This window comes from Streptosporangium sp. G12 (genome assembly GCF_052983175.1).
On record NZ_JBRIQO010000002.1, the window covers coordinates 32278 to 47803 of the forward strand.

General features: G+C 71.9%; 13 protein-coding genes. 7 read left to right on the top strand and 6 right to left on the bottom strand.

What is annotated here, in order from left to right; all coding sequences use genetic code 11:
- The first annotated feature begins 8 nt into the window (after nucleotides 1-8).
- Nucleotides 9-1226 (top strand): sigma-70 family RNA polymerase sigma factor, encoded by a 1218-nt coding sequence (locus ACVCAG_RS03410; RefSeq protein ID WP_440084468.1) that lies wholly within the window; start codon nucleotides 9-11, stop codon nucleotides 1224-1226.
- A gap of 1 nt (nucleotide 1227) precedes the next feature.
- Here ACVCAG_RS03410 and ACVCAG_RS03415 read toward each other — a convergent pair whose 3' ends face one another.
- The 4 genes from ACVCAG_RS03415 to ACVCAG_RS03430 form a co-directional block, all read right to left on the bottom strand.
- Nucleotides 1228-1902 (bottom strand): FCD domain-containing protein, encoded by a 675-nt coding sequence (locus ACVCAG_RS03415; protein ID WP_440084469.1) that lies wholly within the window; start codon nucleotides 1900-1902, stop codon nucleotides 1228-1230.
- Between the two features lie 37 nt (nucleotides 1903-1939).
- Entirely contained in the window at nucleotides 1940-2959 is a 1020-nt protein-coding gene (locus ACVCAG_RS03420; RefSeq protein WP_440084470.1) for an MBL fold metallo-hydrolase, read from the bottom strand.
- Between the two features lie 118 nt (nucleotides 2960-3077).
- Nucleotides 3078-4235, bottom strand: a complete 1158-nt coding sequence (locus ACVCAG_RS03425) for a steroid 3-ketoacyl-CoA thiolase (RefSeq protein WP_440084471.1) — start codon at nucleotides 4233-4235, stop codon at nucleotides 3078-3080.
- Nucleotides 4236-4479: 244 nt separating this feature from the next.
- Complete coding sequence (locus ACVCAG_RS03430) at nucleotides 4480-5088, bottom strand: TetR family transcriptional regulator (protein WP_440084641.1); 609 nt, start codon at nucleotides 5086-5088, stop codon at nucleotides 4480-4482.
- 298 nt (nucleotides 5089-5386) lie between these two features.
- Between ACVCAG_RS03430 and ACVCAG_RS03435 the strand changes: the two genes are divergently transcribed.
- Genes ACVCAG_RS03435 through ACVCAG_RS03455 form a run of 5 tightly spaced genes read left to right on the top strand, consistent with a single transcriptional unit; the run spans nucleotide 5387 to nucleotide 10328 of the window.
- Nucleotides 5387-6481, top strand: coding sequence for an acyl-CoA dehydrogenase family protein (locus ACVCAG_RS03435; RefSeq protein WP_440084472.1), 1095 nt, complete (start codon nucleotides 5387-5389; stop codon nucleotides 6479-6481).
- On the top strand, nucleotides 6481-7635 hold the full coding sequence (locus tag ACVCAG_RS03440) for an acyl-CoA dehydrogenase family protein (protein WP_440084473.1): 1155 nt from the start codon (nucleotides 6481-6483) through the stop codon (nucleotides 7633-7635). Before ACVCAG_RS03435 ends, ACVCAG_RS03440 begins: the two co-directional genes overlap by 1 nt.
- Entirely contained in the window at nucleotides 7632-8693 is a 1062-nt protein-coding gene (locus tag ACVCAG_RS03445; protein ID WP_440084474.1) for an OB-fold domain-containing protein, read from the top strand. Before ACVCAG_RS03440 ends, ACVCAG_RS03445 begins: the two co-directional genes overlap by 4 nt.
- Complete coding sequence (locus tag ACVCAG_RS03450; RefSeq protein ID WP_440069281.1) at nucleotides 8693-9103, top strand: MaoC/PaaZ C-terminal domain-containing protein; 411 nt, start codon at nucleotides 8693-8695, stop codon at nucleotides 9101-9103. The genes ACVCAG_RS03445 and ACVCAG_RS03450 overlap by 1 nt, the downstream gene beginning before the upstream one ends.
- 52 nt (nucleotides 9104-9155) lie before the next feature.
- Nucleotides 9156-10328 (top strand): lipid-transfer protein, encoded by a 1173-nt coding sequence (locus tag ACVCAG_RS03455; protein WP_440084475.1) that lies wholly within the window; start codon nucleotides 9156-9158, stop codon nucleotides 10326-10328.
- Nucleotides 10329-10516: 188 nt separating this feature from the next.
- Here the strand turns inward: ACVCAG_RS03455 and ACVCAG_RS03460 are convergent, their stop codons facing one another.
- Nucleotides 10517-11614 carry a glycoside hydrolase family 19 protein gene (locus tag ACVCAG_RS03460; RefSeq protein WP_440084476.1) on the bottom strand — a complete coding sequence of 366 codons (1098 nt, stop codon included), beginning with the start codon at nucleotides 11612-11614 and terminating at the stop codon, nucleotides 10517-10519.
- A gap of 481 nt (nucleotides 11615-12095) precedes the next feature.
- Between ACVCAG_RS03460 and ACVCAG_RS03465 the strand changes: the two genes are divergently transcribed.
- Nucleotides 12096-13079, top strand: coding sequence for a helix-turn-helix domain-containing protein (locus tag ACVCAG_RS03465; RefSeq protein ID WP_440084477.1), 984 nt, complete (start codon nucleotides 12096-12098; stop codon nucleotides 13077-13079).
- Nucleotides 13080-13143: 64 nt separating this feature from the next.
- On the opposite strand, the gene ACVCAG_RS03470 is transcribed toward ACVCAG_RS03465, so the two are convergent.
- Nucleotides 13144-15234, bottom strand: coding sequence for an RNA polymerase sigma factor (locus ACVCAG_RS03470; protein WP_440084478.1), 2091 nt, complete (start codon nucleotides 15232-15234; stop codon nucleotides 13144-13146).
- Nucleotides 15235-15526: the final 292 nt, after the last annotated feature.

Here is a 15526-nt window from a genome sequence, read left to right on the forward strand (position 1 = left end):
CGTCCGGTATGCCGGGCGTCCCCGCCTCGGAGATCGACCGCGTGTTCCGTGCCGAGTACGGGCGCGCGGTCGCGGTCCTGGTGCGTCTCCTCGGCGACATCGATCTCGCCGAGGAGGCGGTCCAGGACGCGTTCACCGTCGCGGCGGGCCGGTGGCCCTCCACCGGCCTGCCGCCGAGCCCGGCGGGGTGGATCATCACCACCGCCCGCAACAGGGCGATCGACCGCTTCCGCCGGGAGGCGACCCGCCAGGACCGTCACGCCCAGGCGGCCCTGCTGCACGCCGGGGACGAACCGCTGGAGGAGAGCGCCGTGCGCGACGACCGGCTCCGCCTGATCTTCACCTGCTGCCATCCCGCGCTCGCCGCCAACGCCCGGGTCGCGCTGACCCTGCGGCTGCTGGGCGGGCTCACCACCGCCGAGATCGCCAGGACCTTCCTGGTGCCCGAGCCGACCATGGCCCAGCGCCTGGTCCGGGCCAAGAACAAGATCCGTGACGCGGGGATCCCGTACCGTGTCCCGGCCGAGGCCGATCTCCCTGACCGGCTGCGGGCCGTCCTGGCCGTGGTGTACCTCATCTTCAACGAGGGCCACACGGCGAGTTCGGGCGAGCGGCTGGTGCGCGAGGAGCTCTGCGCGGAGGCCATCCGGCTGGGACGGCTCCTGGCCGAGCTCATGCCCGGCGAACCCGAGGTCATGGGGCTGCTCGCGCTCATGCTGCTCGTCGACTCCCGCCGGGCCGCCCGCACCACGCCGGACGGCGACCTGGTGCTGCTGGCGGACCAGGACCGGGGCCGCTGGGACCGCGACCTGATCACCGAGGGCCAGGCCGTCGTCCGGTGGTGCCTGCGGCGCGACCGGCCCGGTCCGTACCAGATCCAGGCCGCGATCAACGCCGTCCACAGCGACGCGCCGAGCGCGGCCCTCACCGACTGGTGGCAGATCCTGGCGCTGTACGACCTGCTCCTGGCCCTGGCCCCCAACCCGGTGGCGGCCCTCAACCGCGCGGTCGCGGTGGCCGAGGTCGAGGGGCCGGGGGCGGCGCTCACCCTGGTCGACGGCCTCGACCTGGACGGCTACCACCTGTTCCACGCCGTCCGCGCCGACCTGCTCCGGCGTCTGGGCCGCACCGCCGAGGCGGCGCGGGCCTACGAGGCGGCGATCGCCCGCACCGGCAACGCGGCCGAGCGCGACTTCCTGCGGCGCACCCGGCAGGCGCTCACCTGAGTCAGGCGAGGGCGCTGCGGAGCCACTCCTCGACGCCGGCGATGTGGACCGTGGCCCAGGCCCGCGCCACCTCCGGCTGGCGGGCGGCGATGGCGTCGCAGATCGCGGTGTGCTGCTCGCGGGTCTTCTCCAGGGCGTTCTCCTGGGTGAGGCCCCGCCAGATCCTGGCCCTGGTGGTGGGCCCCGAGAGGCTCTCGATGAGGGAGCACAGCACCGCGTTGCCCGAGCCCGCCGCGATGCGCTGGTGGAACTCCAGGTCGTTGGCGACCAGCTGCTCGACGCTCGGGTCGGGAGGCAGCTCGTCGAGGATCTTGCGCAGCTCGGCGACCTCGGACTCGGACATGCACGTCGCCGCCATCGCGGTCGCCGCGGGCTCCAGGATCCGCCGGACCTGGAAGAACTGCAGCACGGTGTCGTCCTGGTGGAAGTCGACCACGAACGACATCGCGTCGAGCAGCAGCCTCGGCTCCAGGCTGGTCACGTACGTGCCGTCGCCCTGGCGCACGTCCAGCACGTTGATCAGGGCCAGGGCTCTGACGGCCTCGCGCAGCGAGTTGCGCGACAGTCCGAGCCGATCGGCCAGGTCGGCCTCCTTGGGCAGCCTGCTGCCCGGGGCGAGCTCGCCAGACAGGATCATCTGCTTGATCTTGTCGATAGCGGCGTCGGTGACCGCCACTCTGCACCGTCCTCAGGTCGCGCCAGACATCCGATGTCTATGAGTGTATGGCGAACCGGACCGGATCCACTCCCGTCGCGCGGCGGATGATTCCGCGAACCTCCAGCGTGCGCAGGTGGGCCGCGGCCTCTCCGGCCGCCATCCCGCGCAGTACGGGAGGAAAGTCCTCCCACGGGCGATTCCAGGTCATACGTCCAGCTATCTCCCAAATAGTGAGAGGTCCCTCGGCCTCGGCGAGCAGGGCGGCCAGCCGTCGGAGCTTCTCCTCGTGGTGGACGACGATCTCCGTCGCCCGAGCCCCCGTGTCCTGAAATATCCATTCATGGGCGGGGAGAGCTTCGAGCCGGCCCAGGCCCTTCACCTTCTCCAGCGACTCCAGGAAGTCGCTGAGCGGATCCACGTCCGCGCGGTCGTACGGGTAGATCCCGATGTGCGGCGTGATCGCCGGCAGCACGTGGTCCCCGGTGAAGATCCGGTCGGCGTCCTCAAGGTGCAGGCAGACGTGGCCGGGCGTGTGACCGGGCGTCCAGATCGTCCGGAGCCTGCGCCCCGGCAGGTCGATCAGGTCGCCGTCGGTGAGGACGCGGTCGGGTACCGCGGGCGGCTGCGGCCGGTTCCCCGTCACCTCCTCCACCTCGACGGTGCCCGCTCCCGCCCGGCGCAGCATGTCGGCCTGGAAGTCGCGGTGCGCGTCCCCCTGGAAGTTCCGCATGAACCCGATCAGCGCGGCGTCGGCCTCGTGCATGGCGATCCACGCGCCGGACTCCTCCCTGACCTGACCGGCCAGCCCGGCGTGGTCGGGATGGAAGTGGGTCACGACCACGCCGCGCACGTCGCGGACGTCCATGCCGACCGCCCCCAGCCCGTCGCGCAGCGCCAGCCACGCCTCGGGGGCGTTCCAGCCCGCGTCGACCAGCACGGGACCGGCGGGGGACTCGATCGCGTAGACGAGCGTGTAGCCGAGCGGGTTGCCCGGGATCGGGACGGGCACGCTCCACACCCCGCCGCCGGTGTCGAACGGGCGCTGCTCGCTGTACGGCCTGCGGAGGGATTTCAACGGTGGCGCTCCTTGTGCGGCCTGCGGGATTTCAACGGTGGTGCTCCTTGTGCGGCGCCGCTCAAGACGCTCCAGGGGATCGGCGCCGTTCGCGGGTGTCCCGGGGCGGCGATGCCGTTCAGAGGCGCTCCAGGACGGTCGCGGTCGCGAGCGCCCCGCCCGCGCACATCGACACCAGCGCGGTCGAGGAGTCGGACCGCTCAAGCTCGTGCAGGGCGGTGGTGATCAGTCGGGATCCGGTCGCTCCGACCGGATGGCCGAGCGCTATGGCGCCGCCGTTGACGTTGACCCGTTCCATGTCCGGCTTGTGCACCGATGCCCAGGATAAGACCACCGAGGCGAAAGCCTCGTTCACCTCGAACCTGTCGATGTCGGCCGTACTCATCCCGGTCGCGGCCAGCACCCTGGCGGTCGCGTCCACCGGCCCGTCCAGGTGGTAGTACGGCTCGGAGCCGACGAGCGCCTGGGCGAGGACGCGCGCCCGGGGCCGCAGGCCGTGCCGGGCGGCGGCCTCCTCGCTCATGAGGAGCACCGCCGCCGCGCCGTCGGAGATCTGCGAGGAGGTGCCCGCCGTGTGCATGCCGTCCTCGCCCATGACGGGCCTGAGCCCGGCCAGCCCCTCGACGGTGGTCTCGCGCAGTCCCTGGTCCCTGTCGACGACGCGGGTCTCGCCGGTGGGCACCCCGTCCTGGCCGAGGACCGGCGCGGTCACCGGGACGACCTCCCGGTCGAAGCGTCCCCGGGCCCACGCCTCCGCGGCCAGGCGCTGGGACCTGGCGCCGAACCGGTCGAGCCGCTCGCGGGTCAGCCCGCGCCGCCGCGCGATCCGCTCGGCGGCGGTGAACTGGTCGGGCAGGTCGATGGCCCAGTCGTCGGGCCGGGGATCGGCGGGCAGCACGTTGGAACCGAGCGGCGCCCGGCTCATCACCTCGACGCCGCAGGCCACGCCGACGTCGATGACCCCGGCCTGGATGAGCGCCGCGACCAGGTGCACCGCCTGCTGCGAGGAGCCGCACTGCGCGTCGACCGTGGTCACGCCCGTCTGGTACGGCAGCCCGGCGTAGAGCCAGGCGTGCCGCCCGACATGGCCGCCCTGCTCTCCGGCCTGCGTGACGCATCCGGCGAAAACCTGCTCCACGGCGGCGGGATCGATGCCCGATCTGCCGATCAGGCCGTTGAGCGCCGCGGCGAGGACCGCCTGCGGCTTCAGCCCGGCGAGCCATCCGTTGCGCCTGCCGATCGGGGTCCTCACGGCCTCGACGATCACCGCACCCATAACGATCTCCTCGCCATCCGGGTCGGAGCTCGCGGCCGCCGGGCGGCCGTTCCCGCCGATCCGCCCGCTCGCGCGTCGCTCCAGAACGTCGCTCTAGTCGCTTCCGCCACCGACTGTAACGGGTTCTAGTTTCAGGCGGAAGGAGCGGCGGGGTTTCCGGTGGCAGGGGCTCCGGCGAACAGCGCCTCCGGTGGCACGGGGCCTCCGGCAACAGCGCCTCCGGTCCGGTGGGACGGGGGCGGACTCAGCCGGAGGGGGAGGACCGGAAGTCGGCCAGCAGGCGTCCGGCGGCGATCTCGATGCGGCGCTGGATCTGCTCGTACGTGCGCCGGCCCCTGAGCATCTCCATGAGTTCGTGCACCCAGACGCTGGACAGCGAGCCCGCCAGGGCGAACTGCTCCTCGGTGGCGGTCTCGACGGTGAGGTCGTCCCCGGCGACGCGGAGCAGCAGGCCCGCCATGCGGTCGCCGAACGGTATGTCGACATCGGCCATGATCAACGAGCGGATGAGCGCGTCGGCGAGCTCGGGCTCGCGCATCAGGCCCCGGGTGGCGCGCATCAGGACGTCGACGGCCCGGCCCGAGGCCGTGGTGGCGTTGGGCGGGCGGCGCTCGATGCTGGTCTCCAGGAGTTCGATCTCCTCGCCGACGACGGCGACGACGAGATCCATCTTGGAGGGGAAGTATCGGTAGAGCGTTCCGAGCGCGACCCCGGCACGCTCGGCGACGGTCCGCATCTGCATCGCCTCGACGCCGCCCCGCGAGGCGAGGGCGGCGGCGGCCTGGACGATGCGCTTGCGTCGCTGGTGCTGACTCCTGGTGCGGACACCTGTGGACGCCGATTCGCTCTGCATGCCGGATGCCCCCTCGGTCGTGGCCGGATCGGCGTCGCTCGGGGCGTGCCTTCCGGTCCGGTGCGGGATGACCGGCGTATCGGTGGTCACATGCGAGGTGCGCATGAGAACACGTTATCTGATTTCAGGATACTCCGATGGGTTACTCGCCAGTCACAAAGATGCCCCACGCTTACATGGCATATGCGGTGCGGCGGTTATTCGGTGACTTATTGCGATTAGCTGGCTCTGGACACAGAATAGAATCTGTTCTACTTTCCGGAAGGGCGAAGCGGCCGACAGAAACCCTGGAGCGCCAGTGGACTTCAATCTCGACGAGACACAGACCGATCTGCGCAAACTCGCGGTCGACCTCCTCGGCAAGGAGGTGACCTCGAGCAGGCTCGAAGCCCACGAGAAGAGCGGCGCGTCCTACGACACCGCCCTGTGGCGCTCCCTCGCCGGGGCCGGGCTGCTCGGTGCCGTCCTGCCCGAGGAGGCCGGAGGCGCGGGACTCGGACCGGTGGAGATGGCGGTCGTCCTGCGGGAGATCGGCGCCCACGTGGCACCGGTCCCCGCCGAGCAGAGCCTGGTCGCGGCGCAGGTGATCACCAGGTACGGCTCCCGGGAGCAGCGCGAGGCACTGGCCCCGCTGGCCGACGGCGAGATCTCACTGGCCGTGGCCCCCTCCGAGCCGGGCCGTGACTTCGGCGACCTCGCCGCCCCGCCGGTCACGACCGCCCGCAGGGACGGCGCCGGATGGGTGCTGGACGGCGCCAAGGGCACCACGCCCTACGCCGCCCAGGCGGCGAGGGTCCTGGTTCCCGCCGCGACCGCCGCCGGGGTCGGCCTGTTCCTGGTGGACCCGGCCCGGGCGGGCCTGCGGCCGGTGCCGACCTCCACCGGCGAACCCGCCGCCGCGCTCGCCCTGGAGGCCACCCCGGGCGAGCTCGTCGGGGCCGAGGACGGTACGGCGGCCGACGGCCTGCGCAGGCTGGCACTGGCCGGGAACATCGCCGTCACCTCCGGCGTGCTGGCCGGGGCGCTGGCGCTCACCACCGAGTACATCAGGACGCGCAAGCAGTTCGGCCGGGCGCTGGCCGAGTTCCAGGCGGTCACCGTGCAGATCGCCGACGTCTACATCGCCGGGCGGGCCCTGGACGTGGCCGTGTGGTCCGGAGCGTGGCGGCTGGCCGAGGGCGCGGACGAGGAGGCCGAAGCGGACCTGGCCGTCGGCGCCCTGACCGCGACCGACCAGGCGCTGCGGGCGCTCTACACCTGCCAGCACCTGCACGGCGGAATCGGCGTGGACGTGACCTACCCGTTGCACCGCTACTTCGCCTGGGGCAAGCACCACGCCCACCTGCTGGGCGGGGTGGAAGCCCGGCTCGACACGATCGGAGCGCTCGTCTGATGCTGATCGACCTGACTCCCGACCAGAAGAGGCTCCGCGACGAGCTGCGCGAGTACTTCCAGTCCTGTCTCACCGCCGAGGGACGCGCGCGGATCTCCACCGACCCGTTCGGTCAGGCCTACATGGAGCACTGCCGTACCCTCGGCCGCGACGGCAAGCTCGGGCTCGGCTGGCCCAAGGAGTACGGCGGCGGCGGGTACGGCCCGCTGGAACAGCAGATCTTCGCCAACGAGATCGCCCGCGCCGAGGTGCCGTACCCGATCATCACCGTGCAGACCGTCGGCCCGACCCTCATGCAGTACGGGACGGCGGCGCAGAAGGAGTTCTTCCTGCCGCAGATCCTGGCCGGGGAGTGCCACTTCGCGATCGGCTACAGCGAGCCCGGGGCGGGCACCGACCTGGCGGCCCTGCGCACCACCGCGGTCCGCGACGGCGACCACTACGTCGTCAACGGGCAGAAGATCTTCACCTCGGGTGGCCACTACTCCCAGTACATCTGGCTCGCCGCCCGCACCGACCCGGACGCGAAGAAGCACCGGGGGATCACGATGATGATCGTCGACTGCTCCGACCCCGGCTACTCGTGGACCCCGATCATCACGATGGACGGGAACCACCACACCAACTCCACCTACTACTCCGACGTACGGGTGCCGGTGGACATGGTCGTGGGGGAGGAGAACAAGGGCTGGGACCTGATCGTCAACCAGCTCAACCACGAGCGGGTCACGCTCGGCCCGGCGGGCAACCTCGCCCACACCTACGACCGGTTCCTGGCCTGGGCCCGTCGCACCGGCACGATCGAGGAGCCCGCGGTCCGCAGGGCGCTCGGCCAGGTCTACGCCTACTTCCGGACCAACGAACTGCTGAACTGGCAGGTCGCGGCCAACATGGACCTCGGCTGGCTGGGCGCCCCCGACGCCTCGGCCACCAAGGTGTACGGCTCCGAGCGGCTGCAGGACGTCGGCAGGATCGTCGGCGAGGTCCTGGCCCGCTTCGGCGACCCGTCGGACCCGGACACCGCGGACCTGATGCGGCGCGTCGACCGCGGTGCCAAGGGCGGGCTGGTGCTCACCTTCGGCGGCGGGGTCAACGAGGTCCAGCGCGAGCTCATCGCCATGCTCGGCCTGAGCCTGCCGAGGCCGCCCCGATGACCGAGACCCCTCCGACGGACCCGACCACCCAGACGAACCCGACCTCCGCGACGAATCCGACCCCCGCGACGGCGGAGCCCGCCTCCCTGCACGAACGGCTCACCGCCCTGGCCGAGCGGCAGATCGCCGAGGGCGAGGTGCTCGGCGTCGCGGAGGCGGACCCGGTGAACCTCCCGATGATCCGGCACTGGACCGACGCCATGGGCGACGCCAACCCGCTCTACACCGACCCCGAGGCCGCCGCCGCCGGGGTGCACGGGGGGATCGTGGCCCCACCGGCGATGATCCAGGTCTGGACCATGCCCGGCGTGGACGGGAGCAGGAGGAAGCGGCCGGGCACGCCGGTCGACGCCGTGCTCGCGACGCTGGACGGCAACGGCTACACCGGCGTGGTCGCCACCAACTGCGAGCAGACCTACCACCGCTACGTGAGGCTCGGCGAGTCCCTGGTTCCGGCCACCCGGCTGACCGGTATCACCGGGCCGAAGCGGACCGCGCTCGGTGAGGGCTACTTCGTCACCTGGAACGTCACCTGGTACGCCGGCGGCGAGGCCGTGGCCGACATGCTGTTCCGGGTACTGAAGTTCCTGCCCGGGGAGCGGGCCGGGGGACCGGGCGGGGACGCGACCACGGCGCGCGGGGACGCGTCCCCGCGCACGCCGTACCCGCTGAGACCCGCGATCAACGCCGACACCGCCTTCTTCTGGGAGGGGGTCGCCGCGGGCGAGCTGCGGATCCAGAAGTGCGCCGACTGCGGCGAGCTTCGCCACCCGCCGGGACCGGTCTGCCCCTCGTGCCGCTCCGCCGCTCGCACGTTCGTGACGGCGAGCGGCGAGGGCGAGGTGTACAGCTACGTCGTCCACCACAACCCGCCGGTTCCGGGACACCGGACACCTTTCGTGGTCGCCGTGGTGGAACTGCCGGAAGGTGTGCGGATCGTGGGCAACGTGGTGGACTGCGACGCTTCGCGGGTGGGTATCGGTATGCCGGTGCGCCTGACGTACCGCCGAATGGACGACGAGCTGATCCTGCCCATGTGGGTCCCCCTGGAGGCGTGATGCGGACACTTACCGACGACGAGGTGCGGGTCGGAGCTCCGCTTCCCGAGCTCGCGATCGATCTGAGCCCCACCGTGGTCGTGTCGACCGCGCTCGCGACCATGGACTTCACCCCCGTCCACCACGACGTCGAGGGCGCGAGGGCGCAGGGGTCGAAGGACATCTTCCTCAACATCCTGACCACCATGGGTCTCGTCGAGCGCTACGTCACCGACTGGGCCGGACCCGAGGCGATCATCCGCGGCATCAACGTCAAGCTCGGCGTCCCCGCGTACGCGGGCGACAGGCTGGCCTTCACCGGCAGCGTGGTCGCCTGCGAGGACGGCGAGTTCACCGTCGAGGTCCGCGGCGGGGTCAGCCTCGGCGACCACGTCTCGGGCACCGTCAGGTTCGCCCTCCCCTCCCGCTGACCGCGCCCCAGCGGCGGCGAGAAGGCGGAAACACAGAAAGGCCCCCACCACCGTGGTCTCCTTCTCCGGGAGCACGGCCGTCGCCGGGATCGGCGCGACCGAGTTCTCCAAGCAGTCGGGCAGGTCCGAGCTCCAGCTGGCGGCCGAGGCGGTGTTCGCGGCGCTCGACGACGCGGGTCTCGCGCCCTCGGACGTGGACGGCCTCGTCACCTACACCCAGGACGCCAACCAGGAGATCGCCGTGGCCCGCGAGGTGGGCATCGGCGACCTGTCGTTCTTCTCCCGCGTCCACTACGGCGGCGGCGCGGCGTGCGGGACCGTGCTGCACGCGGCGATGGCCGTCGCCACCGGGGTCGCCGAGACCGTGGTCTGCTACCGGGCGTTCAACGAGCGCTCGGGGAACAGGTTCGGCCAGCCCGACGCCCGCATCGGCGGCGAGCCCTCGTCCCAGGGGCTGGAGATGAGCTGGCACGTGCCGTACGGGCTGATGACCCCCGCCGCCTGGGTCGCCATGTTCGCCCGGCGCTACATGCACGCGTACGGGGCCACCTCCGAGGACTTCGGGCGGGTGGCGGTCGCGATGCGCAGGCACGCCTCCACCAACCCGGCCGCGTGGTTCCACGGTCGCCCGATCACCCTGGAGGAGCACCAGGCGTCCAAGTGGATCGTGGAGCCGCTGCACCTGCTCGACTGCTGCCAGGAGAGCGACGGCGCGGTGGCGCTGGTGGTCACCTCCGCCGAGCGGGCCAGGAACCTGCGCAGGTCACCCGCCGTGATCACCGCCGCCGCCCAGGGGGCGGGCGCCGACCAGATGATGATGACCAGCTACTACCGCGACGACATGACCGGCCTGCCGGAGATGGGGGTGGTCGGCCGCCAGCTCTGGAAGCAGTCGGGACTCGGACCCTCGGACGTGCAGACGGCCATCCTGTACGACCACTTCACCCCGTTCGTCCTCACCCAGCTGGAGGAGCTGGGCTTCTGCGGGCGCGGCGAGGCCCGCGACTACGTGGCCGGGGGCGGCATCGAGATCGACGGCCGTCTCCCGGTCAACCCGCACGGCGGCCAGCTGGGGGAGGCGTACATCCACGGCATGAACGGCATCGCCGAGGCCGTCAGGCAGATCAGGGGCACCTCGGCCAACCAGGTGGCCGGGGTGCGGAACGTGCTGGTCACCGCCGGCACGGGTGTGCCGACCAGCGGGCTGGTCCTGTCGTCGGAGTGACCCGGTGCCCCGCGGGACGGTCCGGGGCCGTGCGGCCGGCGCGAAGGCGTCCAGGTGGGGTCGCCCGTGTGAGCCGCCGCCTCATGGGTTCGCGCGTCCCGGGGGACGGTCCGCGGGGCCGCGCGCCCGGGGTGGAGGCCGGGCGCGCGGCGGCCGTCGAATGACCGGCCGTCCGGTCGTCCGGCGGCTCAGCAGCTCAGGTTGCCGCCGGGGGTGGTGCCGAGGATCTGCACGAAGCGCTGGTAGGCGTTGATCCGGCTCTGCACCTGCGCGGGGTTCCTGCCGTTGCACTCCAGGCTGCCGTTGATGCTGCGGATCGTCTCGCCGAAGCCACGGCTGTTGACCATCGCGTCGTGCGGCGTCATGGTGCCGGGGCCGTTCTGGGTGTTCCAGTACCACAGGGCGGTCTTCCAGGCCACCGCCGCGTCGTTCTGGACCAGGTACGGGTTGCCGAGCAGGTTGATGCCGAGCGCGTCGCCCGCCGCCTTGTAGTTGAAGTTCCAGCTCAGCTGGATCGGGCCGCGCCCGTAGTAGGCCGCCTGGCCCGCGGGGCAGCCGTACGGCTGGCTCGCGTCGCAGTAGTGCGGATAGTTCGCGGTGTTCTGCTCCACGACGTGGACCAGGCCGCCGGTCTCGTGGTTGACGTTGGCGAGGAAGGCGGCCGCCTCCTGCCTCCTGACGGTGTCACTGCCGGTCTTCGCGAAGCCCGGGTAGGCGCTCAGCGCCGCGGTCAGGCCGCTGTAGGTGTAGAACGAGTTCCGGCTCGGGAACATCTGGTTGAACTGGGCCTCGCTCACGACGAAGCCCGAGGTGGGCGGGTTCGTGGGGGGAGGCGTCGTGCCGCCGCAGGTGTACGGCTCCCAGTACCAGGTGCTGATCACCGGGTCGTAGCCGGGGTTCTCGTTCTTGGCTCGGTAGAACCGGCCGTCGGTGTACTTGACGATGCTCCCGGCGGGATACCAGGTGCCCGCCGCCCAGTTCGGGTGGCTGCAGCTGCCCGGGGGAGGCGTCGTGCCGCCGCCGCATGCGCCCTGGTCCGCCCACACGTCGGCGGTGCCGGGGGCCTCGTTCTGGGTCCACCACTTCGCCGACCAGTTGCGGCCGTTGTGGGAGGCGGTCATGCCGTTGGTGTAGACCGCCGAGGAGTTCCACGGGGTCACGCAGGCCGCCGCGGCGGCGGAGGACGCTAAGGACGCCGAGGACGCCGAGGCCATCGGCAGGGCGACCGCGAGCACGCCCGTGACCGTCAGGGCGGCGAGGGCGGCCATGATGCGCTGTCTCAACACTTGATCACTCCTTCGTGCGGTGGGGGCCGCAGAGGTTCGAGATTCCGTGCTACCGGGGCGCGAGTGGCTCGCGCGAGAGGCTTGCAAATCCAGTCAGGGCGAGTAAGGACGGCAGGCTCCGCATTACCGGTTCCGTTGCGGGTTCCGGACGGTGTGAGACGTCCGGGCGGCCGGACCTGCGGGTGACGACGGATCGTGTCATCGAGGTTCGCGCAGCTCCTGGTCGGTTCGAACGGTTCACCAGGGGCCACGAAGGCTCCCGCCTTAACTTTCTCTTAAGAAAGTTTCCTAAGAGTTGCCGTGATACTAGCCTTGACAGATCGTTGTCACAACCCCGATCGCCCTCGATTTCCACCGTCGCGGGGGTGGTGCGTTCCACGCCCGATATGACCCACGCCCGGTTAATTCACAATGGCGATATAAGTCCGGTTAGACGGTGAATGTAACTTTCGCTGGCGTTTCGGATGTCATCATGTGCGTCATGTTGGAATCCCTCGGACTCGATCCCGTGGAGGAGCGCGTCTACCGGTTCCTGGTCACCACCGCCGAGGCGGAGGTCGCCGACCTCGTGGGGAACCTGGGTGTCGACGCCGAGACGGCCGAGACGGTGCTGGTGTCCATGCGGGTCAGGGGGCTGGTCAGGACGGTCGGTCCCGGCAGGCGGCGGTTCACGGCCGTGGCGCCGGACATCGTGCTGGGTTCACAGCTCCTCCGTCACCAGCAGGCGCTCGACTGGGCGCGGCGCGAGGTGGACCGGCTCTCCGAGGAGTACCGGGAGGGCGCCCGCCGCCGCGACGCCGGCCGATTGATCGAGGTCCTGCCGAACCGCGTCGTGCTCCGGGAGCACCTCGACCACCTGCAGGAGAACGCCCGCCACGAGGTCCTCTGCCTTCGGCAGGGCCGCGCGGTCGTGTCGCCCGCGGAGGAGAACCTCGCCGAGCCGGACGCGCTGCGCCGCGGGGTCGAGTATCGGGTGATCTACGAGGGGCCCCTGCTGGAGGAGCAGGGCATGCCGGCCAACGTGGCGTACGCGGCCAAACTGGGCGAGCAGGCCAGGGTCGCGCCCTGCCTGCCGGTGTGGCTGACGGTCGTCGACCGGGAGGTCGCCGTGATCCCGGTGGCGCGGGAGGAGGGAACCTCGGAACCGACGGCGGCGCTGGTCCGTGGCGACCAGCTGCTGGAGGCGCTGATCGCCCTCTTCGAGGGCTGCTGGGAGCGGGCGACGCCGTTGCGGATCGCCGAGGACGGTGCCGTCACCGAGGGGACGACGCCCTGCCCGCTCGGTTCCGACGACCTCTCCCTGGTCTCGTTGCTGGTCGCGGGCGTACCGGACAAGTCGATCGCCACCCGGCTGGGCGTCAGTCAGCGGACCGTGCAGCGGCGCGTCTCGCACATCATGGAACTCGCCGGCGCCCAGACCCGCATGCAGCTGGCCTGGCGCGCCGCCACCGAACGCTGGCTCTGAGCACCCGGCCACACCGGCGCGGCCGGGCGGGAGTACGGAAAGGCCCCGGGGATTCCGGGAGGGCCTACGGGGTGGACATCATCGGTACCGCGAAGAAGACGATCATGGCGATCGTCACCGCGATGACGAAGCCGATCACCTCCCAGGCCCAGTCGTGATGGGTCGCGTTCTTCATCGCCTTGTGGCTGCGTGGTGCCCGGTCCCCCCCGCGCTTGCGGGACGTCCGGCCGGAGGGGGAGGTCTCCTCGGGCGCCGGATGCGGCGCGGACGGCGCGGACGGCGCGGAGGCCAGGGGCGCCGGGGGTGCCGGGGGTGCCGGGGGTATCGCCGCGAACCCGTTCCCCGGCATGGTCGCCGCGTCGTCCAGCGGCGCGTCGTACGGCGTCAGGGTGTGGTTGGGCGGGGCGGTCCGGTCGGGGGCGTCGCCGGGCTGGTCCTCGCGCATGACCCAGCGGGGCAGACGCAACTGGGCGCGACCGGCGGGGGTGCGGAGGTGGTCGGTCCGGGGGGACCAGACAGGAAGGGCGGTCGGGGTCTCGCGGGTCCGGGCGCCGGAGGGAGGGACGTCGGCGAACCAGTCGACGGCGGAGGGCCGGACCGGATCGGCGGCCCGGGGGGCCGGGGCGGGCAGCGGGGGCTCGGGGCGTTCCGCCGGAGGCGGGGGGTTCTCCGTCCGCGTGGTCCAGACGGGGAGCGAGAGCCGGGGACGGTCGTCGGCGGCGGACGCGTGCCGCCCGGCTTCTCGCGCGGGGAAGGGCGCCGGAGCGGGCCGGTGGCGCTCGCGGTCGGCGAGGGCGTCGAGCTGGTCGGTCTGCAGGGGCCAGCCGGGAAGGGGACGCGCGTCGTCCAGCACGTCACCGAGGCCGTCGTCCAGCACGTCACCGAGGCCGTCGTCCAGCACGTCGCCGAGGTGCCCGGGGTTCCCGAGGTGCTCGGGGTTGCCGAGGGGCGGGACGACGGTGAGCGGGGTGCGGGGGGTCTCGGCGGCGGGAACGGCGGGAACGGCGGGAACGGCGGGAACAGGGCTCCGCGGCGTCTCCGCGGCCGGCGTCCCGGTGTGGTCGGCGGCCGGCGTCCCGGTGTGGTCGGCGGGCGGGGCCTCGGTGCGGGGGGCGGCGGCGACGAGCCTGTCGGTGTGGACGCGGGCCGCCCGTGCCTCCGGGGTGAGCGGGCGGAAGAAGTCCTCCCGCCCGGGGGCGTCGTCCAGCACGTCCCCGGGAATCGGGGCCGGAAGCGGTGCCGCCCGGCGCGGCCGGGGGCGCTGGAGGCGGCGGCGTGGCCGCAGGGCCGCGGTGTCCAGGGCGGTGAGCACCGAGTCGCCGAGCCTGGGCATCGGCTCCGTGGTGGCCTCGTAGGTGGAGACGGCGTCGGGATCCCGCGGTGCGAAGGGGTCGGGGAAGCGGTCCTCCGCCATATGGTCCGGCAGGTCCGGCACGGGGAAGGCCGAGGCGCCGATCGGCGGACCGGTCGGGACGCCGGTCTCCGCGAGCGGCAGCGGCCACGCGGGCGTCGTCGGCCACAGCTGCCTGATCAGCGGGGACATCGACCGTCTGGCGACCGGAACGGCGGGCGGTGCCTGGGGCCCGAGCACGGCGGCGCGAAGTCCCGCCGGGGGAGTGGCCCAGGAGGCGAGGTTGAGCACGTCGCGGACCGGGGCGACGGCGAGGGCGCCGAACACCTCCGTCATGTTCTCGGGGACCCTGGCCGAGGCCAGGGCGTAGCCCAGCGACTGGGCGAAGCGGCGGCAGGCGCTCACCGTCAGCTCGTCGGCGGTGTCGACGGCCACGTCGAGCACCCAGGACAGCTCGGAGGCGTCCATCTCGCACACGCCCGACAGGTACAGCACCTCACGCTGGTGCGTGCGCAGGTCGCCCAGGACGCGCTCGACGAGGGCCGCGACCGGGTCGAGACCGATGGCGGGGGGCGAGTAGACGATGTCGCGCAGGAAGATCTCGCGGCGGGCGAGCGCGTACAGCGCGGCGCGCGGCGGTTCGGCGTCCGAGACGCCCGAGAGGACGGCCACCAGGACGTCGGAGGCCGAGTCCGCGTTGCCCAGCTGGTCGTGGGAGTAGGCGAACAGCCCTGCTGCGTGGCGGTCATAGAGCTCGGCGATGAGTTCGACGCGCGAGCGTTGACCGAGGAGCGGTTGAGTCACTGGACCGGTTCCTCTGGTGGTTCGGCGAGCGTGGTGGAGAGTCGGAGTGGCTGTGAGGCCTGTGACGTACGGTGCCAGAGGGATCGACTCCAGCGATGTGGGTAATCATGTCAAGTCATGGGCACCTCCCGCACTACTCAATGCCCTTTTGTTGAGAAATACACTTGTGGATCTGCTTCGGAGCCGGTCCGGGAAAGCCTGGAAGACAGATCGGAGAAGTGGGGCATAGGCTGACCCGTGCGGGATCATGGGGACGGTTGGGGCAGGGGGGCCGTAACCCTGCGAAAACAAG